The following is a 21,337-nucleotide window of genomic DNA, read 5'->3' on the forward strand; positions in this document are numbered from 1 at the left end:
CCGGGCCGGGAACGAGCCCGGCGGGTGTGGTGACAACCGGAACTCCTCCTCGTTCTTGCCGGAACCGGCGGGTCCGGTGCGGTGTGGGCAGTAGCGTGCGCGGGGAGTGCGAGGTTCGGGGTTCCGGTGCCCGGTCGCGGTCGCGGTCGCGGTCGTGCCCGCCCGACCGGGGCGCCCGCGGTCGGATCCGCGGCGGGTGTCGGGCGTGTGCGGTGCCCGTCGGGGCCGTGGTCCGCGGTTGACGGGGGTGGGGGATGTGCGACGAGGCGGAGTCCGCGTCGGCGGGTGGCGACGTTGTCCGCAACGAGGTGAGCGGCGGTACGCAGGGCAGCGTGTACCAGGGCCACACCTTCACGTGGATCGAGGGGGGTACCCACGTCCATGCGCGGTCCGGGGAGGCCCCGGTCCGGGAGGGCGCGTGGCCCGACTGCCCGTATCTGGGGCTGGCGCCGTTCCTCGTGCGGCACGCGCGGGTGTTCCGCGGCCGTGACGCGTTGGCCCGGCCGCCGAAGCCGACCTCGAGGTCGACGAGGCCGTCGTCGACGCGGTGGTGGCCGAGGTGCGCTCGGGCGACCCGGCCGCGGAAGGCTTCGGGGCGGGCGTGCTGCCCCTGGTCTCCCAGGCCATGTACGCCGCGTGGGAACACCGCGAAGGCGGCCCCGCGTTGGACCTGCGCGCCTACCGACGCGGCGGCGGGACCACCGACGCGGTCAACCGCAGCGCCCAGGCCCTCTACGACGCCCTGCCCCCCGAACGGCAGACGATCGCAGGCGCGGTGTTCACGCTGCTGACCATCGTCTCCCCCGACGGACGGCTGGCCCGCCGCCGCCTGAGCCCCGAGCAGATCCACGCCGCCTGCGCTGCGGACCCGACCGAGACGGACGGGTGATCACCGCGTTCGCCGCACGCCGACTCCTGGTCACCGACGGCACCGGCGTCGAGATCGCCCACGACGTACTGCTGACCTCCTGGCACCAGCTCACCTCGTGGTTGGAGGGCGACCGCCTCGACCGGGCCCTGCACAGCCGACTGCTCACCGACACCACCACCTGGCTCGACCACCACAAACACAAGGCGTACCTGTACCCGGCCGCCCGACTGGCCGAGGCCCGAGCCGCGGCCGACCGCTGGAGAACCGACCCCGAGCGCTATCCGCAACCCACCGCCGACGCGACCGAATTCCTCCTCGCCGGACGGCGCACGGCCCGCCGCGGCACCCGCCTGCGCCACACCGTCATGGTCGTCCTGGCGACCCTGACCGCCACCGCCATGACCCTGGCCGTCATCACCTACCAGAAATCGACCGAAGCCTCCCTGCAGCACGCCATCGCGCTCTCCCGCCAACTCGCCGCGGAAAGCCTCAACATCGACTCCGCCCACCCCGTCACCGCCCGCCGCCTCGCCGCCGCGGCCTGGCACGCCGCCCACACCGACCAGGCACGCAACGCTATGACCCGACTCCTCGACGAGCAACAGCGAACCGGCATGCTGCCCGTATCCGCCGACCGTGTGTCCGGGGTGGCGTTCAGTCCCGACGGGAACCTCCTCGCCACCGTCACCGCTCCCCCCGCCTTCGACACCCCCCGCACCGGCACCGGTACGGACACCGGCACCGTGGGGTTGTGGGACGTGAGGACGCGCACACGCGTCGGCGACCCCATCCCCGCCAATCCGGGCGGCACCGTGTTCGGGGTGGCGTTCAGTCCCGACGGGAGCCTCCTCACCACCGCCATTGCCGATCGCTTCGGCACCGTCACGGTGGGGTCGTGGGACGTGAAGACGCGCACACGTGTCGGCGACCCCATCCCCGCCGACCCGGGCGGCGACGTGTTCGGGGTGGCGTTCAGCCCGGACGGCAACCTCCTCGCCACCGCCACCGCCGACGGCACGATCTACCTCGCCAGGGTGTGGTCGTTCACGGACATGTATGCCGCGCTGTGTTCGGACGTAGGGGCACCCACATCAGGCGAGTGGGAGCAATACGTGCGCGGCGAACCGCTCACCGGCGCCTGTGGATCCTGAACCGCCCGCTCCACCGGTGACCTTCCCGATATCCAGCAGGCCCGAAGCGCGCAGCCGGGCACTCGGAACCCGGGGACTTCCAGCCGTGTCCTGTCGCCGCACCGTGACGTGTTCAAGCACTTGCTCGACGAGGCAGCCGTCGGTGACACGATCCGCATCGCCGACGCCGCGAGGCTGTTCCGGTCGGTGGCGGCCGCCATCGCCCCGCAGCCGGTGCTCATCCGGCGGGGCCCGCACCGGATCCGGAGGCCCCGTCGACCCGCCCGGCTGCTCGCCAGCCACCCGCGCGCCACAGGCGACAGGAGAATCCGCCTCACCTGGTCTCCGGGCGCATCATCCGCTGCGGCCAGGGCTTTTCGGTCGGCCTTACGGCACCACTCGTACTTCACCGCACAGGATCTCACAGCTCGTGTCATGGGTCGTCGCGCTGACCAGCTGGTTCTCGGGCTGCCTCGCGCCGTGGCCAGATGCGCTTGTCTCAGCTTGTGATTTATCCACTCGTCCTCGTCAGTGGAACAAGTGATCCGTGGTGATCATCATGCGGAAGACTGTGTGCGTGACACTTCCTGCTCCGCTTGCCGCTGCTGAAGAGATCCACGATCACCTCGTTGATCAGCTCAACCTCGCCCTGCGCCGGCCCGGGATGTACGGGGGCGAGGTGGCTTTCCGGATCCTGGTTGACCACCTGCTGTTCGTCGAGCGCCGGCCCGAGGCATGGAACCGGCTGAAGCAGAGTTGGGAAGAGCAGGGGATCTGGACCCCCATCGGCATCAGCGGGGCCTTCCGGGATGTCTTCCCCGCGCAGGCTGACTGCTACGAAGTCGCCTCGATATACGCGGAGTTCGCGCAGCGACGCGGCTGGCTCAAGCCCGATCGGTTTCTCACGGGTGAGGAGTACGAGGCCCTCACAGGCCGAGTCCGGGGGTGGGCCGCAGCCGACCGCACCTGGGCCGACGTGACGGCGGAGTTCGGTCCCCCCTCTGTGCCGTTCGGAGGGAACAATCCTCTGTATGGGAAGACGCTCGGCTACCTCTCGGAGGATCCGCACCGGCCGATGGCGTTCTTCCACCTGTGGAACGGCAGCGAACCGGGGGCCGAACCGTGGCCTCCGGAGCATGCGCAACCGTTGCTCCTCGCAGTGCGTTTCGGCGGCGGCTCGTTCCGCGGATCGTTGACCTTCACCCCCGAGGGCGAGCGGAGAAAGCCGACGGTCGAGGATCCTTGCCTGCCGCAGTAGCGGTCCGATGGCGAGCGCAGGTCACCCACATGGGGATTTCCAGAACAGCGGACCCGCTCCCGCATGATTCTGGACCTCCAAGAGGTACAGGACTCGACGCGAAGGCCGTAGTGGTGAGTGTGGTGGAACAGGGCGTGCAGGGCGAGCCGTTCGCGAAACTGTCACGCTTCCGGGGGGTCTTCTACGACTGCCTGACCGGTCGGCGCGACGCGTTGTTCGAGCTGGCCGACGCGGTGCTGTGCACCGACGGTCCGGTGAAGACCCTGGTCGGCCTGGCGCTGGCTCCCGAGCACCGGCGCGGGCACGGCGCCCTGTACGGCGCGCTGAACCGGGGCTGCCTGGACGTCGAGCGGCTGCGGGTCGAGCTGGTCGGCCTGCCGCTGCCCCGTGCCGCCGGCGGACGGTTGGTGCTGGCGGTGGACGTCTCACCGTGGCTTCGGCCCGATGTCGACACGAGCGACGCCCGCTCGTTCTGTCACACCTACGGCCGGGGCGACGCCAGGCACCAGATGATCCCGGGCTGGCCGTACTCGTGGGTCGTCGCCCTGGAATCGGGCCGGACCTCGTGGGTCGCTCCGCTGGACGTGGTGCGGCTGCGGCCCGGCGATGACCTCGCCGCCGTGACCGCCGCACAGCTGCGGGCCTTGGTCGAGCGCCTGGTCGCCGCCGACCAGTGGCGCCCGGGCGAACCGGCGGTGTTGATCGTGGCCGACGCCGGCTACGACGTGATGCGGCTGGCCTGGCTCCTGCGCGACCTGCCCGTGGAGATCCTGGGGCGCCTGCGCTCGGACAGGGTGATGCGCCGCCCGGCACCGACCCGTGCGGAGTTCGCCCTGGCCAACCCAGCCGGCGGACGGCCGCCCAAGCACGGTGGCGAGTTCATCTTCAAGGACAGCCGGACCTGGGGTACCCCGGATGCGGAGACAAAGGCGGAGACCACCCGCTACGGCACCGCGCATGCCCAGAGCTGGGACCGGCTCCATCCCGAGTTGCAAGGGCGCGCCGCCTGGCGGGACCACACCGGCCAGCTCCCGGTCATCGAGGGCACCGTCATCCGCCTCCAGGTCGACCACCTGCCCAGCGGCGGCGACCCCAAGCCGCTGTGGCTGTGGTGGTCACGGCCCGCAGCCGGCCCTGCGGAGACCGATCTGGCCTGGCAGGCCTTCCTGCGCAGGTTCGACATCGAGCACTTCTTCAGGATGATCAAGCAGACACTCGGCTGGACCGCTCCGAGACTGCGGGAAGCCGAAGCGGCGGACCGCTGGACCTGGCTGATCTTGGCCGCCTACACCCAGCTCCACCTCGCCCGCTCTCTGGCTACCGACTTGTGACGGCCATGGGAGAAGCCGGCCGAACCGAACAAGCTCACCCCCGCCCGGGTCCGGCGCGGGTTCCGACACCTGCACGGCAGAACCTCAACGCCGGCCGCAGTGCCGAAACCCTCCCGGTCCGGCCCCGGCCGCCCGCCCGGCTCGAAGAACCGCCGCCCCGCGAACCGCTACGAGGTCGGCCTGCTCCTGGCCACCGGCGAGCCCTACCGCCGACCGGCCGACCACAAGGTCGGCACCAAACCACGCCGCACTGGATAAATCACAAGCTCAGCACGGGTGGCATTTCCTCACGACCGGCTCCAGCGGTCATGACGGCCGGGTCGTGATCCGCCGACGCGCGGTGTCCCAGACTGTTGTCGGACATGAACTTGTCAGTGGCTTTCGTCATGACCAAATGAACGGTGCCTCGCCCATCACCACTGTCAGTGGGCGTGTCAGGTACTCGGAGCGGTGCCCACCGTGGGGTGGGCACCGCTTCATCCTGCTGTTGCCGTCCTGTTCGGTCGATAATCAGGGTCATGTGTCGAGGCTGATCTGTCGCGTGCCGCTCATGCGTCGGCGCCGCCCGATGTGCGGTCAGTAGTCCCAGACGGTTGGTACGAACCGGAAGGCGTTGCCCGCGGCCGCCACATGGCAGGCGGACGGGAAGGGCAGATGCGTGGCCAGCAGGCGCCCGCCGTTCGCCGCCAGCTCCGTCAGGAGACCGAATCGGACGCGGGCCGCCTCCTCGGGGTCGTGGTCGAAGCCGTTGTGCCAGTCGGGCCGGTCGAACCCGGTCTGGAACACGGCATCGCCGGCGAACGTCAGCCGATCGCCGCCGGACTCCAGGCGGACGACGCTGTGGCCGGGGGTGTGCCCGCCGGTGCGCTGCATCACCACTCCTGGCGCCACCTCGTACTCCGTCCCGAACGGCCGCAACCGGCCGCGATACAAGTCCAGGAACTGCGAGGCGGTCCTTCGCAGCACCTCCGGCACCGGTGTCGGCATGACGGTGTGGGAGAAGTCGGGCGCGTCCCAGAAGTCGGCCTCGGCCGCCGCCAGGTGGACTTGCAGGTCCTGGCGCAGCCGGCCCCTCAGTCCCTCGACGAGCAGCCCGCCGATGTGGTCCATGTGCAGGTGCGTGAGCACCACGTCGGTCACGGACGCGGCATCGATCCCGGCGGCGTCCAGGCGCACGGCAAGCTGCCCGGCGCGCGGGAACCCCGGAAACTCCGTCCCCAGCCCCGAGTCGACGAGGATGGTCCGGTCACCGCTGCGCACCACGGCGACGTTCAGTGGCCAGTTGCACACCTCCGGCGGCAGGAACATCTCACGGAGCCAGGCGGCCAGGTCGTGCTCCGCGGCGTTGGTGGCGAGTGTCGTGGTGGTGATCGGCAGCACGCCGTCGCTGATCACCGTCACGTCGATGTCGCCGACCTTCAGCGGGTAGCGCGACGGGACCGGATCGTCCTGCCCCGGTGCGTGAGAGTGCGTGACGTTGACTTCGTCGACTTGGCTCATGATGTTCTCCTCTTGAATCGCGTCAACCGAGGACATCGACGGCGTCATGGGCACACCGTCCAGTCGTCCCAATGACCGGACAACGGTTTGATTTGTGACAGCCGTCCTCGAGCGCTCGATGCCGGTGAGCGAGACGGCATGGCATGAGGCGGATCCTCGATCCGAACCTCCCGGCCCGGCCGGGCCGAAGCGCCCGCCGACGGTGCGGCGCGGTGTCCGGTGCCGCACCGGTGGGGCGTTGAGGAGCGCCAGGGGCGCGTCGGTCACGGCGGGGGTGATCTCGATGACCTCGGCGGTACGACGTCATGGACGACGAACGAGTCTTCGGCGATGTGTGCGTGGAGGTCCTCCGACGTGGAGCCGGTGGCGATCACCGCGCCGCCCTGTCCGGGCCGGGTGCTCCCGACCAGCACGAAGACGCCGTCTTCGACACTTGAGCGGATCCGGCCGTGTCTTCGCGTGGCTACAGCGCTGCGGCCGCGGCTGCCACCCGAGCCTCCGGGGCGGTGCGGCCCCGTCGCCCTCGCGGCGATGGCTCCTCAAGGCCGAGGGGTCGGCTACGCCGGACCGGGGGACTTCGTCGCTCCCCGTGTGCTGCGATGCGACGAACCACCGCAAATCGTGGCGCCGTTCCGGCACGCCGCCGAGTCGGTGCGGCGGACAGGCTTCGACGATGTCGAGGGCCACGGGGTGTTCGACATGGTCGCGTCGATGGTGCGTTCACCGTGGCAGCGCCTCATCGCCCGGTAGTCGGCGAGTGAGTTCCCGGAAGCACGGTTCCGGACCGGCTTGTAGCATGGCGCCGAAGTGGAAGGGGACGACCATGCACGCCGGGGCCGACACCGATTCTCTCGACCAGGCGGCGCGGAACTTTCTCGCGGCGCGCCCGCAACTCTTCGGCGTTGCTTACCGGTTGCTCGGAAGCGCAGTGGAGGCGGAGGACGTCGTCCAAGAGGCGTGGCTGCGTTGGCAGAACGCGGACCGCACGCGCATCGTGGAGCCGACGGCCTTCCTGACCACGGTCACCACCCGTCTGGCCATCAACCTGGCCCAGTCGGCCAGGATGCGGCGGGAGTCCTACGTCGGCCCGTGGCTTCCCGAGCCGATCGACACCAGCGCGGATCCGCAGGTCGGTGCCGAACGAGTCGACGCCCTCGAACTGGCCGTTCTTTTCTTGTTGGAAAAACTGAACCCGATGGAGCGGGCCGCCTATGTCCTGCGCGAAGCCTTCGACTACCCCTATGCGCGGATCGCGGACATCCTGCAGACGAGTGCGGCCAACACCCGTCAACTGGTGAGTCGCGGGCGCAGACACCTGGCCGCCGAGCGCAGGGAACGCGTTGGCACGACCGAACACCGCCGCTTTCTGGAGGTGTTTCTCGCCGCCGCTCGGAAGGGTGATCTGGCGGCACTGGAGAACGTGCTCGCGGCGGATGTCGTCAGCTACACCGACGGCGCGGGCATGCGTGGCGCGTCGCGGATCCCGGTCGTCGGGCGCTCGCACGTCTCCAAGTACCTCGCGGCCTTCGCTCCCCGGTTCTGGCCCGGAACCGAGGTGCGGTGGGTCGAGGCGAACGCGCGTCCCGCCGTCGTGGTCTCGTCCGGCGGGAAGGCTGTGGCCCTCCTTTCCGTCGATGTGTCGGTCGAGGGGATCGACCGGATCATGTGGATGATGAGCCCGGCCAAACTGTCGCCGTTCATGGCATCGCCGGGCGATTGAACACCCTTCGCCGCACTGGCGAAGGCCGGGACGTACCCGGCCCGAGGAGGCCGAGACGGTCCGCCGCACGTAAGCCTCGACGGACCGTCATGGGCTGCCGCCGCTATTTCGTGATGCCCGAGACGTAGAGTCGGGCGTACCTCTCGATCTCTCGGCGGGTTTCGACCGTCCCGTTCTGCGGGCCGAAACGGAACGGCCTCGGCAAAACGTAGTCGGGATTGCTGTTCCGCAGAATCTCCCGCCATTCGTACAGGTAGTGGGAGAAGGACACCGTGCTTGTCTGGAGTTCCCGAGTCTGCGGAGTGTAGATCCGGGCTTCGTTGCCGTCGAACGGCAGGGCCATGGCGTTACCCGCCCGGTCGCGCCAGCTCGTGTAACGTACGCCTTCGCTATAGGCGGCGGACAGGGCGTTCATGGCGTCCGCGACGATCCTGCGAAAACGGGGGTTCTCTTCGTAGGGGATGATGTCGTAGAGGCGGCCTGCCTCGTGAAGGAAATCCGAGGCGTCGTATGCCTCCTGGGGACTGCCGCCGGTCAGTTCGATCTCACGGTTCCAGTCGGCGTACGAACCGGTTATCGCCGCCTCCACCGCGCGACCGCCGATGCTCGAAGCGAAGTTCTGCATCTCCGAGATGGCGACCGGATTCGCGTCCAGGAAATAATAGACGACGTTGTCCCGTGCCATGAAGCCTGCGATGTAAAGCGAGTGGGGATTGATGAGCAGAACTCCTACGCGCTGGTTCGTCACGTTGCGGATGTCGAGTGCGATCAATCCGCCATTGTACGTCTGAGTTTCTCGCAGTGAGCCGGCGACGGGATGACCTGCTACGCGACGGATCTCGTCTATCGTGTCGTAATATATCTGCCTGCCGTCTTGGCCGGTGCTTTGCAGTGTGATGATATGGGTGGTAATCCACGACACGGTGCCGGGGCGGACGTCTGCGGAAGACGGCTGGACGGTACCCTCGAGGAGGATGGCGAGAGAGGCCACCACGCATACGAGTGCACGGGAGACGATTTTACTTCTGCGGATTCTTGACACCATTACTCTGCGGACTCCGAATCTGATCGAAATTGATTTCCGGGCCGGTAACGCACGCGGACGGGAGGCGGTAGCGTGCGGCCGGGGGCTTCTTCTCCCCCGCTGCGCCGACGCGGGACCGTGGATGCCTAGCCGTCTTTGCCCTTGATGCTCCTGACGTGCGTGCGTACGTCCTGCCAGTCGTGCAGCGTTGTGCCGAGTCCCGGTATGTAGCGCGGGGAGGTGGTCGGGTTTTCGGTGACGGCGTGGGCGAAGTTCGATATGTCCTGCCAGGACGACCTCAGTCGCAGAGCCTCGTCGTCGAGATACTGATGGTTGCTGCTGCCGTCCAGGGCTGCGGAGAACTCGTCGCGGTAGTGGGGGAAGCGAGCGGCTTCGGAGAATGCCGCCATGAATTTGAACATCGCGAGGGAGACCTGCTGGCGCATTGTTCCGTTCGCACTCTGGCGGTCGAGGACACTGCCCAGGGTGTATGCGGTGGAGCGCATGTCGTACACGTCTGTTCGAGTCGGCTCCGCCGACACATTTTTACGGAGATCGGCGTATGTTCCCGCCATTCCCAGCACGGCCGGGTCGACACCGCCGTCGTTACGCCGCACTTCGTCCGCCACATATCCGGGGGTGTCCGAGAAGACGTAGGATTTGCCATTCCTCGCTCGAAACCCTGCCGTGTACAGGTTCTGCGGGTTCACGTATAGCCAACACAGTGGGTCGCCGTGAGCGGAGTTCAACTGAAGAGCGACGAGGCCCGCCGTACTCGCTTTCCCCATTGTTTCGTAGACATCACCCCGGTAGACGTGCCCGGCTGCCGTCCGTAATTCCGTGACGGCTGTCTGGTACCGGTCTGTGTTGTATGTGTCCGGGAGTTCGTCGTCCAGTGTCAGAACTACATATCGGGTCGTGTGGTCCGGAGTGTCCGCGCCGGCGGGCGGTACGGGGACGCTCAGCGAAAGCGCCAGGGCACCCAGGCAAAGCGCGACCGCGCGGCGCGGGTAACGGCGCCGCCGAGTTTTCGATGTCATCACTGCTTGATCCATGCTCCAGTCGACGGGGAAGGGCGGCCGGCGAGCGCGGGGACGTGTTGGTCGCGTCATTCGTCTGCGAGTCGTAACCGCGGCTCTCGGGGACGAACTCGAACTCTCCTCCGATCGGCGAGACGACGGTCCGCGTGCCGGTTTCACCCAAGTGACCGTGCAGGCCGTCTACTTGTGACAGGCGAGGCGAGCGCCGGAGAAATGCGGCGTCCGGCAGTGCGGCCCTCGGGTGTCGTGCGGGCCATCGATGAGCCCCGAAGACGTCGTGCTGGGTGGCGGCCCGGCGGGGCCGGGGTCGACCCTGAGGGTGCGGGAAACGACTCCGATGAGCGCGCTGTCCCCGGCACCGCCCGGTCCGCCCGACAGAGATCCGGATCCCGAATCGGTCGGCCAGAGGTGCGTGCCGCCCTCCGGGCCATCGAGCCAAGGCCGTTGCCTACGTGGTGAGTTGGTCATTGCGGTGCATGGTGTGGCAGGCGTTGCCGCCGTGTTTCGGGGTGTCGACGTCGACGGGTCCATCGCGGGTGGCGGGCCGGGGTCCGTTCGGCCGGGCGCGGGGTGTTCTCGTCGGGGGGTTCCGTGCGCCGGCGCATGTATGTGCGGTCCGAGCCGGGCCGGGCCGGGCCGGTCCGGCCGGGGTCGGTGTGCGGGATGGGTGCGTCTCGTTCGGGTGAACCGGGCCTGCGGCGGGCGGGGTTGCCGACAGCGTGGGTCGGTGCCCTTTTCGCGGGGTCCCACACATTCGCCCCGTGGCGTGTTGCGCGGGCTGTGCCCCCCGGAGTCCGGCAACGGGAAGGGGTCCACCACCTGTGCGGTCGGCGCCTTCGCCGCGTCCGGCCGGGGCCGCCGCGGGCCGCTTTCATATTCGCGACCTCGTGTGAAGCCCGACCGCGAGGAAGGTTCCGATGGACGGTGAGGGGGCCGGGACGGAACGGGCCCACGCGCACGCCGGGTTCGCCATGGCGCCGGATGCCGATCTCGACGGCCGCCCGGTCGATCACGTGTTGCTCGGCTCGCTGGTGGGCGCTCCCCGACTGCGGCATCGGCGAGATGACGCACGTAGCGGCTGTGGCTCCACTCGCCCGGTGCACCACACTCCATACAGGCCGTCGCAGCAAGGGAGTTCGTGCGGGCCTGGATCCCGATCACGGGAACCGTGAGATCCGTCGAGGTCACCCGGACGTCGGCCAAGTTCGGTATTGGTTGCGGCAGTTCGATGTGCGCGCCGCCGGCGCCGTTGCCGCGGGTGTTCGGTGGGGCACGGCCACTCGGGCTCGTAGCCGACCCTGCCCGCGTCCGGGCAACGGCCGTCGACAAGGTCGCGGTTGTGCGTGAGTTCGCGGGGCGTGAGGGTGGACGGCGCCTTGCCGCTGCCTCGCGCTCCGCGAGTGGGTGTGTGGATCGCGGTCAGCAGGCGCAGCCGCCGTGGGTGGAAGGTTCGGGTGTGCCGTGGTCGTCGGGGTGGTCGTGGCAGGGCGGTTTCGACTCGGTCGGCTTCGTGGTGTCGTCGGGGTGATGGTGGCAGGGCGGTTTCGGCTCGGTCGCCTTCGCGGTGTCCTCGGCGGTGACGTCGACGCCGGTAGCGGCGTTGGCGGTGGTCAGGACGAGCGGGCCGAAGACGCGGTCGTCGGGGAGGAGGTAGCCGGCCGGGGCACGGGTCTCTTCCCAGTAGTAGGTGCCGGCGGGGACGTTGCGGGTGCAGGTGCCGTCGGTGCCGGTGACGCAGGGCTCGCCGATGGCGGTGTCGGGGTCGGTGCCGGTGGTCTGGAGTCCGGGGGTGTCGTTGGTCTCCTCCCAGAGTTGGAGGGTGGCACCCGCGAGCGGGGCTCGGGTGTCGGCGTCCCGCTTGAGGACTGTCACGTTGCCGGTGACGCCGACGCAGGGCATCCAGGTGAGGGTGACCTCGCCGTTGCCCTGACGTGCTCCGGTGGTGAACACGGCGCTCGCGGGGCCGCTGCTGGAGCCTCCGCCGCCGCCCGCGCCGCTGTTGTAGGCGGTGGGGGACGCGGCCCCGCCGCCGCCGGTGGCTCCCGCGCCTCCGCCGCCGCCCACGCCGCCGTGGGGGTCGAGGATGCTGTTCCCGCCCGCGCCTCCGACCGGTCCGACGGCCGGGCTGCCGTTCTCGCCGTTGGGGTCGGTGTGGGGTGCGTTGACGCCGCCCTGCCCGCCCTCGCCGCCGGGTCTGCCGGGCCTGCCCTCGTCGTCCCCGGGGAGCCCCTGGCCCGGCTCGCCCGCCTTGCCGGCGTTCCCGCCGCCGATGGCGGTGGCGAAGAACGACGCGCCGCCTCCTCCGCCGCCACCCGCCACGACCAGGACTGTCATACCGTTGCCGACCGTGGTCCGGCCCCCGCCGCCGCCCGCGGCGATACCGGAAATCTGGCCGTTGGCGATGTAGGCGCCGCCCAGGCCACCCCCGTTGTAGCCGCCTTGGGCGCGTGCCGGGTCGCCGTCGTCTCCGGAGTGCCCGGCGCCGCCCACGTTCACCGTGAGGACTTCTCCCGGCGTCACGCCGAACGACGCTGAAACCTCCGACCCCCGGCCGCCCACCACGCCGTACTGGCCCTCGCCTCCGGCGGCCCCGAACGCGTCCACGGTCACCGTGCACACGTTGTCGGGAACCGTGACCTGTTCAGGTGCCCCGGTGAAGGTGAAGGTCTGCGGAGCCTGCCGCGCAGTGGGGGCGGCGGCCGCCGGAGCGGTGGCCGGGAACACAACCGACATGGACAGCCCGGCGGCCGGCACCACGCCCGCGAATGAAAGACAACGTCTCAAATGGGAAGAATCAGACGCGGGAGCGAGCGGCGCTCGGTGGGGATCGGCCAAGCGGCCGAACGATGGTCGTGGTCGGCCGTAGCGTGATCGTCGGCAGGTGATCGACGGGGTGTCGTGGCGGTTGCGAAGCGGTGCCCCCATGGCGGGACGTTCCGGCGCGGTACGGGCCCGGGCCCTCGTGGACCGGTAACGGGCAACCCCGGTCGCGGACGTCGAGGCCGCGCACACCGCTTCACCAACCTCCCCACCACCGACTTTCCGAATCCCACCCCGCTATAGGGCGTTCGTTTGACCGCGCCTGCTCGGCCGGCCGCCCGCTGCATCGGCACCTTGGACGATCGAATTTTGTCGAAGATGTGCCGTACTTTGCCCGAACGCACTACGGCATATAAAACTATAGAAGTTTGTAAATCGGAAGAACACGCCCGGAATGGGCAGGTTGACCTGCGCGAATCCAAAATGTTGTTGAAATCGCTGGTTTCATTTGCTTTTGTCTCGTCCATGTGCACGTCGCACCCCGTGGGTTTCCCGGCCTGTTCTTCGAGCCGAGATCCGCGCCTCGGCAGGACGCGGACCCAGCGATTGCCCAAATGCCCGCGCCGCACGGCGCGCGGATGTTGGCGCCCGGCGCGGCACCTGCCTTCGGGCCGGTGCCGCCGTATCGCCCCTCGGGAATTCCGAGAGGAATGCGCATGTTTCCCCGCCACGTTTCCCGCCTCGTTCTTTGCAGCGGCAACGCTCACCACGGCGCCGGCCGCACCCGACGCCTGCGCGGGTTCGCCGCTCTCGACGCGGTACTCGCCCTCCCCGTAGCCGCGATCGCCCTCGGTGCCGCACTCGCGGGCCCGGCCCAGGCCGCGAGCGTCGCCACCTGGGACAAAGTCGCGCGGTGCGAGAGCGGCGGCAACTGGTCCATCAACACCGGCAACGGCCATTACGGCGGCCTGCAGTTCACCCTCCCTACGTGGCGCGCCCACGGGGGCAAGGGCATGCCGCACCACGCCTCGAAGGCCGAACAGATCCGCATCGCCGAGAAAGTCCTCGCCAACCAGGGCCCCGGCGCCTGGCCTACCTGCGGCCGCCGCGCAGGCCTGCGATGAGCCCCCGCGAAACAGCCGCGCACCAGATGCGACCCGCTACCCATGCCGAGCCCGCCGCCGCCAAGACCCGGCACATCGCCGCACGCACCGCGCTGTGCGGCGCTGGGTCCGCCCGCCCGCAGACGACACCGCGACCGGCACGGTCGGCGCGCGCGACTTCCCCGACCACCGCGCCGACGACGCCCCACCGTGCGCCGCGTGCCCGGACGCCCACCACTGGCAACTCGGCGCGAACGACCGTACATCCACCGTCCCGACCACTGCGGACACCTTCGGCCGCACCCCAACCGCGCGACCGCATCCGGCCGCTGAACCGGCGGCGCCGACGCGCCCCGGACCGCGGACCTCCCGGGCCGGGCGGTCGACGCCGAGGCGTGTTCGCCGCGGTGGCGTCGCCCGCCACGGCGGACACGCCGCTCGGCCGTGTCCCGAGCCCGGGGCCGGCGGACCCACCTGGGCCGAACCCGCCCCCGAAGCTTTCGGCACAGACTCCGACACGACCGCCGTCCTCGACGCGCCTGTCGCCGCCCTCGGCGTGCGCGCGCGTCATCGCGATCGCCTCCTCGCCGCGCCCGAGGGCGTGCAGGAACCGGGGCGGCATCCTCGACCGCCGACCACCGACCGGTGATCCCCCGCCATCCCCGCCATGATCGACACGATCCGCGCGTACTCGGGTGCGGGGGCATGAGACGGTGTCGGCGATCAGCTCCAGTGCGGTGGCCCGTGCCAGCGCACGGCCCTGCCGGCGATGCCCCGAAGCAGCAGTGTCGCCATCATCTCCGCCGGGAATATCGGCGCGCCGTGGCCGTGGACGACCCCGTTGCCTTCCAGCTCTCGAACCCGGCAACACTCAGGTCGATCGGCCCTTCGGTGAGTAGCACAGCCGACACCGCACACCGCACACCGCACACCGCACACCCAGGCTTCACAATCCAGACCAACGTTCCCCGTCGGTGCCCCACCCACGGTACGGAGCCGGTCATGCGCCCCTGCGGTAGCGGCCCGGAGCCTGGCCGAACTGACGTCTGAATGCCGTCGCGAAGGCGAACTCCGATGTGTAGCCGACGCGTTCGGCCACGGTCGAGAGCGGCGTCGCGGACTCGCGCAGCAACCGTGCGGCCAGCGTCAGGCGCCACCATGTCAGATACGCCAGCGGCGGCCTGCCCACCAGGCCGGTGAACCGCCGGGCGAACGCCGCGCGCGACAGACCCACCCGGGCACCCAACGACTCGACGGTCCACGGGTGCCCGGGCTCGCGGTGCATCGCGTCCAGCGCGGCGGCCACCATCTGGTCGGACAGCGCCGCGGCCCACCCCGAGACGGATGCCTCGGCCGCCGGCGCCGTGGTGAACCAAGCGCGCAGGATGTACACCAGCAGCGTGTCGAGGAGCGCCGGGACCGCGACGTCCGCACCGGTGCGCGCCGCTTCCAACTCGACGGCCAGCAGGTCGACGGCAGCCCGGAGTTCGGGGCGTGCGCCGACCCGCGCGGGCAGGTGTACGACGTCCGGCAGGTCGTCCAGCAGGGGATGCGCGCGGGCCGGGTCCAAGTGGTATGCGCCACACAGGGTCACCGTGGTGGGTACCGGGCCGCCGGGGGCCGGGCGGGCCCCGGCGGACGGGGCGGCGTAGCGGGTTTCGAATCGGGGTGGATCGGGACGGTCCTCGGGGTCGGGCGCGCGGGGGCCGTTCTCGGGGGCGCCGTTGTTCGCGTTGCGACGGTCGGGGTCACGGCCGCCGGAGTCGCGGTCCGCGCCGTCGTCCGGACCGCACGACGGCTCGGCGAGCGGGCTGGACGGATGCTCCGCCAGCGCGTGTCCGCCGCCGCGCGGCAGGAACACCACGTCCCCGACTCCGAGATGGCGCGGCTCGCCGCCGTCGGGCAGCAGCCAGCAGGGGCCCTCGACGACCACGATGAAGCCCGCGCCGGGTCCCTGCCGGAACCGCCGACCCCACGGCGCGAACCACTCCGCGCGGGCCGCCCGCGGCTCCCCGGCGCGCATCGCGGTGATGATGTCGCTCAGCACGTCCACCCCCGCACCTTAGCGAAGGTGCGCATGGCGAGACGATCACGCAGTTTCCGAGACGGGAACGCATTGGTTGTCTCCCCTTGCGGTCCTACCGTCGAGGCAACGCGCCGAACGGCCCCGTTCGCAGCCCCGCACGACACCACCGGGAGTCCCCGCATGTCCGAACCCCGCCGCATCCTTGTCACCGGCGCCACCGGCACCGTCGGCCGCCCGCTCGTCGCGCGGCTGCTCGCCGAAGGGCACCGGGTCCGCGCCCTCGTCCGCAACCCCGACGGCGGCGCGCTGCCCCACGGCGCCGAACCGGTGCGCGGCGACCTGGCCGTGTCCGAGACGCTCTCCGCCGGAGCCGCCGGAGCCGACGCGGTCTTCCTGGTCTGGCCGTTCGCCACCGCGCAGGGCGCCGACGAAGCCGTGGCCGCGCTGGCCGGCGAGGTCGACCGCATCGTCTACCTGTCGTCGGCCGTGGCCGACACCCATCCCGGGCGCCCGGACGGAGCGGTCGAACGCCTCGTCGAAGCGGCCGCACCGCACTGGACGTTCCTGCGCCCGCACGGCTTCGTGGCGAATGTGCTGCGCTGGCTCCCGGAACTGCGCGAGGCCGGCAGCGTGCACGGCGCCTACGGCCAGGCTGCGACCGCCCCCGTCCACGAAGCGGATCTCGCCGACCTGGCCGCGCTCGCGTTGACGGGTGCGACCGGCGATCGGGACCGCCCTGTCCTGACCGGCCCGGCGTCCCTCACGCAGACGGAGCAACTCGCCACGATCGCCGCCGTCGTCGGGCGCGACCTCCGCCGGCACGAACTGACCCGCGCCGAGGCCCGCGACCGCATGCTCGCCGCCGGCTGGCCGCCCGACGCCGTCGACCCCGTCCTCGACCACCAGGCGGCGCGCGTCGCCGACCCCGAGCGCCCCGTGTCGACGGTGGCGCGCCTCACGGGGCGGCCGGCCCGGACGTTTGCCGACTGGGCCGCCGACCACACTGGGGTACTGCTCGCCGCGCTGGGGGGCCGAGCCGTTGACGAGACTCACCCGCTGTCCCGCACCTCCTCGATCTGACCGACCGGCCGGACTCCCGGCTCGGCGGGTTGGTGGGCGGCCCCTTCCAGGTTGCTACCGGCTCGGATCGCCCGCGTACGGCGTCACCCGGTCGCCATCGTCTACGTCAACGGAGGATTCCACGCCTTCGAGATCGCCACGAACACGTTCGCCTCCGCCGACGAGGCGACCGTCGGCGGCCGACTCACCACCGATCGCCTCCACGTCAAATGGGTCTTCACGAACGACAACCCCACCCGACCCCGTCCATCCGTCCCGCGACGCGGAACCCGATGGGACGCAACAAGCGGTCCCTCGGCGGCCGAACGCGGCAGACCACGAACGACGCCACGGACACCGCCCCGAACCGGCGGATCCGGACACCGCCTTCGACGTCGTCCGCGGCCGTGGGACGCCCTCGCCGGGGCGTCGTGGCAGCCGGTACCCGACGCACACGGCCGAGTACCCGGCCGGCGGCGGGCGATGCGGGCCGGACGTCGCGCACTCCGGGACGGGATCGGGCGGTGGGTGGGGCAACAGCGGTCCCGGCGGAACGGGCCGAACGCGGCGCAGCAGGCACGGCCGGTGACGCTCGGGTCGGCTCCGCTCGCGCCGGTCGACACCGCGGCGGCCGAGGCGAGGCGGCGGTGGTGGTGACGGTGCCGGGCGGACCTTGGCCGAAGCGCACGCGCGAACAGGCATGGACGATCGTGGTGGCCGCCGCCGCGGCGGCGTACCGGGCCCGCGTCGGGCACCTCGAAGTCCCGCGCGCCCACGTGGAGACGGTGACCGCGTTCGACGTTTGTGAGTGGCGACGAGGGAGACGAAGCTGATGTCGAGTTGAACGTTGAGGTCGGGGCGGGCGATGGACGCGGACATGGTCCGTCGCACGCCGTGGTACTCGTCCTTCTCGCGGATGGGCACGGTCTCGACGGTGGTGGGGTCAAAGACGGCGCCGTCGTCGACGTCGGTGGCCACGACAGCGGCGATCCTTCGCACGATTTCCGCTTCGTCGTTGGGGAACGCGCGGCCCGGGACGTCGATGTCGCGGGTGGTGCGGTGGGCGTCGAACCGGGCGAGGAGGAGGCTGCCCTTGAGGACGAAGTACTCCCGTCCCTGGTGCGAGGCCGTGATGCGGTTCCTCGCGTCCGTCGCCGAAGCCGTCGATGAGCAAGCCCCTACCCGGATCGGACCTTCCTCAAGGGGCAGGCATGGGGATACGCCGGTACGTCAACGGTCGGTCGCGGCACGTGTGGCGGACTTGCGTCCGGCCCGTTCCTGCGCTGTGGTGACGGCCACCACGAGCAACACAACCATGGTGTACCCACTTTCACGCACCGCCGGCGTCTCCTCCGAGGCAAGGGCCCACCATGCGATGGCAAGCCCCATCCACAGCAGGCAGATCGGGAGTACGGAGTCGGGCCGGCGTCGGAAGAACGCGACGCCCGCGAACGGCACGAGCACGAGGCACGGCACGGCCCGAAAGGCGTGTCCCGCCCCTTAGAGGTCCATGGTGCAACTGAGGGCGAAAACAAACGACCAACTGATCGTTACACTCAAGCGTACCGACCACAGTAGTACCGACAGGGAGCCGATCGCCGCGACTCCGGCGGCGATGGCGAGCGGGAGGACGGGGTTCGAATCCTCGAACTCGGTGATCTTGATCGCGTATGCCACGAGCAACACCCATCCCAGGAGGGCGATCGCCACACCCTCCGTGCGGCGCAGGCGCGTTGTCGGCGAGGGGCGGCTCTGCGTGCCGTCGGCCCTGGACGTGGGACGGGATTGCGAAGGGATGATCGGCTCACCCGGTTGTGACCCGAGTTCGGGGCGGGCGGACGTACCCCACGTGAGCGTGACGGGGGTCGCGATGGATCCCGACGCGGGGTCTTGGTCCGGTGTTCGCTGCCCGGATCGGCCCGAACGCGGCCGGCCCACGACGGTCGTTCGAGCATGCGGGGGGACAACGGCTGCGGCGTCGAGTTCACGTTGCGCCGATTCCAGCGCCGATCGGAACGCCGCCGCGTCGCCGTATCGCTGATCGGGTGCCTTGGCGAGGGCGAGCAGCGTGACCGCGTCGACCCGTTCGGGGATGTCCGTCCGCAGCGCCGACGGTGCGGGCGGTGTCTTCGTCAGGTGCTGGTTCATCACCGCGAACGGCGAGTCCGCGGAGAACGGCGGTCGTCCGGTGAGCAGTTCGTACAGCAGGCAGCCGAGCGAATAGATGTCGGCGCGTGCGTCGACGGCGTCGCCGCCGATCTGCTCGGGCGCCAGGTACGCCGGGGTGCCGACCATGAGCCCGGTCGCGGTCAGCCGCGTCGTCGTCTCGGCCAGCGCCTTGGCGATGCCGAAGTCGAGCACCTTGACCGCGCCGGACGAGGTGACCATGACGTTCGACGGCTTGATGTCCCGGTGGACCAGCCCCACGCCGTGGCTGTGCACCAGCGCGTCGGCCACGTCGCGCGCTATCGCGATCGCCCGCGCAATGGGGATCGGACCCGCACGCAGGACCTCCGTCAGGGTCCGACCGTCGATGAACTCCATGACCAGGAACGGGACCGCATCGGTGCCGTCGAGGTCCTCTCCGACGTCGTGCAGCGTCGCTACGCCGTGGTGGGAGAGGGCCGCTCCGGTCCGCGCCTCGCGGCGAAACCTCTGGCGGAACTCCTCCTGGCGGGTGAGTTCGATGGGCAACACCTTCACGGCCACGGTCCGGCCGAGCTCACGGTCGACACCTTTCCAGACCTCGCCCATCCCGCCTCTGCCGACCAACTCCAGCAGTTCGTACCGCCCAGCCAGGACCCGCATACCCGAGTGCTCCCCCGCGGCTCGACCACCACTGTCGCAGGCCACCGTATCCGGCTGCCGGGCACCGAGTGGGCTCGGACGGCGGGGTGACGAGGATCCGCGGATATCCGTACCCGGGCCGTACAACGGACGCTCCCCCGGGACCTGACTTCGTTCTCTCCGTCGTCGATTGTCAGTGAGTCGGCGCGGCGCAGGCGGCCGCGACGGTGAGTCCCCCCGTCAGCCGGGAGTCCGCTGCTTCGTGGGACGACCCTCGCGCGCAGCGCTGTCCGCGGCCGGGCGGCCTCGTATACGTCGCGACACAGCTTGACCGGTCGGCCGGGACGCGCGGAGGAGAACGGGGACGCCGTTCCCCGCTATCCCGGCGTCCCCGCCACCGCCCGGATGACGCGGGCACAGATCACCGAGGCCGTCTGCCACACGTACGACCGGGCCGGCGTCCGGTTGGTCCTCATCGACGAGAACTTGTCGTCCTCGACCCGCGCACCACCACCGGTGCGGAGACCGCGGATCTGTTGAAAGACCTCACCGAACGCATCCGGGCGACGTACGTGCACGCGGGCATCGACGTGACCGCCACAGCGTTGTTCGCGGGTGTACGCGGGGCGCAACTCGCCGGACAAGCCTCGCTCGTCGAGTGCGGTGGTGGGGAACCTGCGGGACGTGCGCGTCGAAGTGGATGAACCGGTGGCGCTACCCGCAGGACCGGCCCCGGGGGCCACAACTCCGGCTCCGGCGCGAGGCCGGCAGCGGCCGTGGTCCCGCGTGCGCCCCGGCAGAGACGGGCCGGGGCCTCGAACGAGGGAGTTCGAGGCCCCGGACTCCCGGTCTCGCTGCCGCGGAACGATCCTCAGCGGGTGGTCGTGGTCCGCGACGGCGTCGTGAAGCGGTCGGTGTGTTCGGCCACCCACGCGGCGAATGTGCGCGCGGGGCGGCCGGTCACGCGCTCGACGGTGTCGACCACGGTCCTGGAGTCGTCGCTCGAAGTGGCGTACCAGTCGACGACGTATTCGGCGTCCGGGCGGGAGACGCCGTCGGCGATCAGCCTGTCGACGGCCTGTTCGTGGGTGATCGGGAGGAAGGTCACGTCGCGACCGATCGCCCGGGACAGGATGGCGAGCCGTTCGCGAGAGGTCAGGGATTCGGGTCCGGTGAGGTTGTACGCGCGTCCCGCGTGCCCGTCGTCGAGCAGCGCGGCCGCGGCCACCGCTCCGATGTCGGCCTCGTGGACGAGCGCGCTGGGAAAGTCGTAGGGTTCCCGCACCACGCCCTCGGTCCGGATCGACTCGATCCAGGTCAACGTGTTGGACATGAATTCCTGCGGTTCCAGGCGGGTCCACTCCACACCCGAATCGGCCACGGCCTGCTCGACCGGTCCCATCCAGCCGCCCCACACCACGGTGATGCGTCGTACGCCGGCGTCGACCGCCCGGCGGACCAACTCGGGTCCGACCTCGGCGAGTCCCGCCGTCACGGTGATGTGCAGCCGGCTTACGCCTTCGAGGGCGTCGGCCAACTCCCGTGGGGCCGTGTGGGTGCCGGTCATCACCTCGGTGCCGGGCGAAAACCTCCCCCCGGCGGCGGCCGGATTCCGGGTGAGTGCCCGAACGTGCTCGCCGCGTCGGGCCAGCTCTGTCACCACGTGGCGTCCGGTGTTCCCGGTGGCGCCCGTAACCAGGGTCGTCATGGTGGATCTCCCGATTTTGA

At 70.4% G+C, this 21,337-nt stretch carries 13 protein-coding genes and 4 pseudogenes; 9 read left to right on the top strand and 8 right to left on the bottom strand.

The window, feature by feature from the left end:
- Positions 1–508 precede the first annotated feature (508 nt).
- From ACH4XV_RS42180 to ACH4XV_RS42195, 4 genes and pseudogenes are all read left to right on the top strand, one after another.
- Positions 509–889, top strand: a pseudogene (locus ACH4XV_RS42180) (hypothetical protein); the annotation flags it as partial.
- Positions 886–2,022: a WD40 repeat domain-containing protein gene (locus ACH4XV_RS42185; RefSeq protein WP_395798839.1), complete on the top strand. Its 1,137-nt coding sequence runs from the start codon at positions 886–888 to the stop codon at positions 2,020–2,022. The pseudogene ACH4XV_RS42180 and the gene ACH4XV_RS42185, both read left to right, overlap by 4 nt.
- 526 nt (positions 2,023–2,548) lie before the next feature.
- Positions 2,549–3,259 (top strand): hypothetical protein, encoded by a 711-nt coding sequence (locus ACH4XV_RS42190; RefSeq protein WP_395798841.1) that lies wholly within the window; start codon positions 2,549–2,551, stop codon positions 3,257–3,259.
- Between the two features lie 113 nt (positions 3,260–3,372).
- A pseudogene (locus ACH4XV_RS42195) lies at positions 3,373–4,848 on the top strand (NF041680 family putative transposase).
- A gap of 318 nt (positions 4,849–5,166) precedes the next feature.
- Here the strand turns inward: ACH4XV_RS42195 and ACH4XV_RS42200 are convergent.
- Positions 5,167–6,090 (bottom strand): MBL fold metallo-hydrolase, encoded by a 924-nt coding sequence (locus ACH4XV_RS42200; protein ID WP_395798843.1) that lies wholly within the window; start codon positions 6,088–6,090, stop codon positions 5,167–5,169.
- An 823-nt stretch (positions 6,091–6,913) separates the two neighbouring features.
- Between ACH4XV_RS42200 and ACH4XV_RS42205 the strand changes: the two genes are divergently transcribed.
- Positions 6,914–7,810: an RNA polymerase sigma-70 factor gene (locus ACH4XV_RS42205; protein WP_395798845.1), complete on the top strand. Its 897-nt coding sequence runs from the start codon at positions 6,914–6,916 to the stop codon at positions 7,808–7,810.
- Positions 7,811–7,913: 103 nt separating this feature from the next.
- Here the strand turns inward: ACH4XV_RS42205 and ACH4XV_RS42210 are convergent, their stop codons facing one another.
- The 3 genes from ACH4XV_RS42210 to ACH4XV_RS42220 form a co-directional block, all read right to left on the bottom strand.
- A complete protein-coding gene (locus ACH4XV_RS42210) occupies positions 7,914–8,804 on the bottom strand; it encodes a hypothetical protein (RefSeq protein WP_395798847.1) in 891 nt (296 codons plus the stop codon).
- A gap of 176 nt (positions 8,805–8,980) precedes the next feature.
- The gene (locus ACH4XV_RS42215; protein ID WP_395798849.1) at positions 8,981–9,946 is read right to left on the bottom strand and encodes a ribosome-inactivating family protein; all 966 of its coding nucleotides are present in this window, start codon (positions 9,944–9,946) and stop codon (positions 8,981–8,983) included.
- Positions 9,947–11,293: 1,347 nt separating this feature from the next.
- Complete coding sequence (locus tag ACH4XV_RS42220; RefSeq protein ID WP_395798851.1) at positions 11,294–12,607, bottom strand: prealbumin-like fold domain-containing protein; 1,314 nt, start codon at positions 12,605–12,607, stop codon at positions 11,294–11,296.
- Between the two features lie 112 nt (positions 12,608–12,719).
- Here ACH4XV_RS42220 and ACH4XV_RS42225 point away from each other — a divergent pair.
- Together ACH4XV_RS42225 and ACH4XV_RS42230 are read left to right on the top strand one after the other, a co-directional pair.
- Positions 12,720–12,828 (top strand): annotated as a pseudogene (locus tag ACH4XV_RS42225) (transposase); the annotation flags it as partial.
- 522 nt (positions 12,829–13,350) lie between these two features.
- On the top strand, positions 13,351–13,758 hold the full coding sequence (locus tag ACH4XV_RS42230) for a transglycosylase family protein (protein ID WP_395798853.1): 408 nt from the start codon (positions 13,351–13,353) through the stop codon (positions 13,756–13,758).
- A 979-nt stretch (positions 13,759–14,737) separates the two neighbouring features.
- Here ACH4XV_RS42230 and ACH4XV_RS42235 read toward each other — a convergent pair.
- The gene (locus ACH4XV_RS42235) at positions 14,738–15,790 is read right to left on the bottom strand and encodes an AraC family transcriptional regulator (protein ID WP_395798855.1); all 1,053 of its coding nucleotides are present in this window, start codon (positions 15,788–15,790) and stop codon (positions 14,738–14,740) included.
- A gap of 153 nt (positions 15,791–15,943) precedes the next feature.
- On the opposite strand from ACH4XV_RS42235, the gene ACH4XV_RS42240 reads away from it, so the two are divergent.
- Positions 15,944–16,843 (top strand): NAD(P)H-binding protein, encoded by a 900-nt coding sequence (locus tag ACH4XV_RS42240; protein ID WP_395798857.1) that lies wholly within the window; start codon positions 15,944–15,946, stop codon positions 16,841–16,843.
- Positions 16,844–16,897: 54 nt separating this feature from the next.
- Here ACH4XV_RS42240 and ACH4XV_RS42245 read toward each other — a convergent pair whose 3' ends face one another.
- Both ACH4XV_RS42245 and ACH4XV_RS42250 read right to left on the bottom strand, forming a co-directional pair.
- Positions 16,898–18,031 carry a nucleotidyl transferase AbiEii/AbiGii toxin family protein gene (locus ACH4XV_RS42245; RefSeq protein WP_395798875.1) on the bottom strand — a complete coding sequence of 378 codons (1,134 nt, stop codon included), beginning with the start codon at positions 18,029–18,031 and terminating at the stop codon, positions 16,898–16,900.
- 291 nt (positions 18,032–18,322) lie between these two features.
- Positions 18,323–19,630, bottom strand: coding sequence for a protein kinase (locus ACH4XV_RS42250; RefSeq protein WP_395798859.1), 1,308 nt, complete (start codon positions 19,628–19,630; stop codon positions 18,323–18,325).
- 354 nt (positions 19,631–19,984) lie between these two features.
- Here ACH4XV_RS42250 and ACH4XV_RS42255 point away from each other — a divergent pair.
- Positions 19,985–20,274 (top strand): annotated as a pseudogene (locus tag ACH4XV_RS42255) (ATP/GTP-binding protein); the annotation flags it as partial.
- A gap of 206 nt (positions 20,275–20,480) precedes the next feature.
- Here the strand turns inward: ACH4XV_RS42255 and ACH4XV_RS42260 are convergent.
- Positions 20,481–21,317, bottom strand: coding sequence for an NmrA family NAD(P)-binding protein (locus ACH4XV_RS42260; protein WP_395798861.1), 837 nt, complete (start codon positions 21,315–21,317; stop codon positions 20,481–20,483).
- Between the last annotated feature and the right edge of the window lie 20 nt (positions 21,318–21,337).

This window comes from Embleya sp. NPDC020630, assembly GCF_044334985.1.
In the GTDB taxonomy this organism is placed as follows: Bacteria; Actinomycetota; Actinomycetes; order Streptomycetales; family Streptomycetaceae; genus Embleya.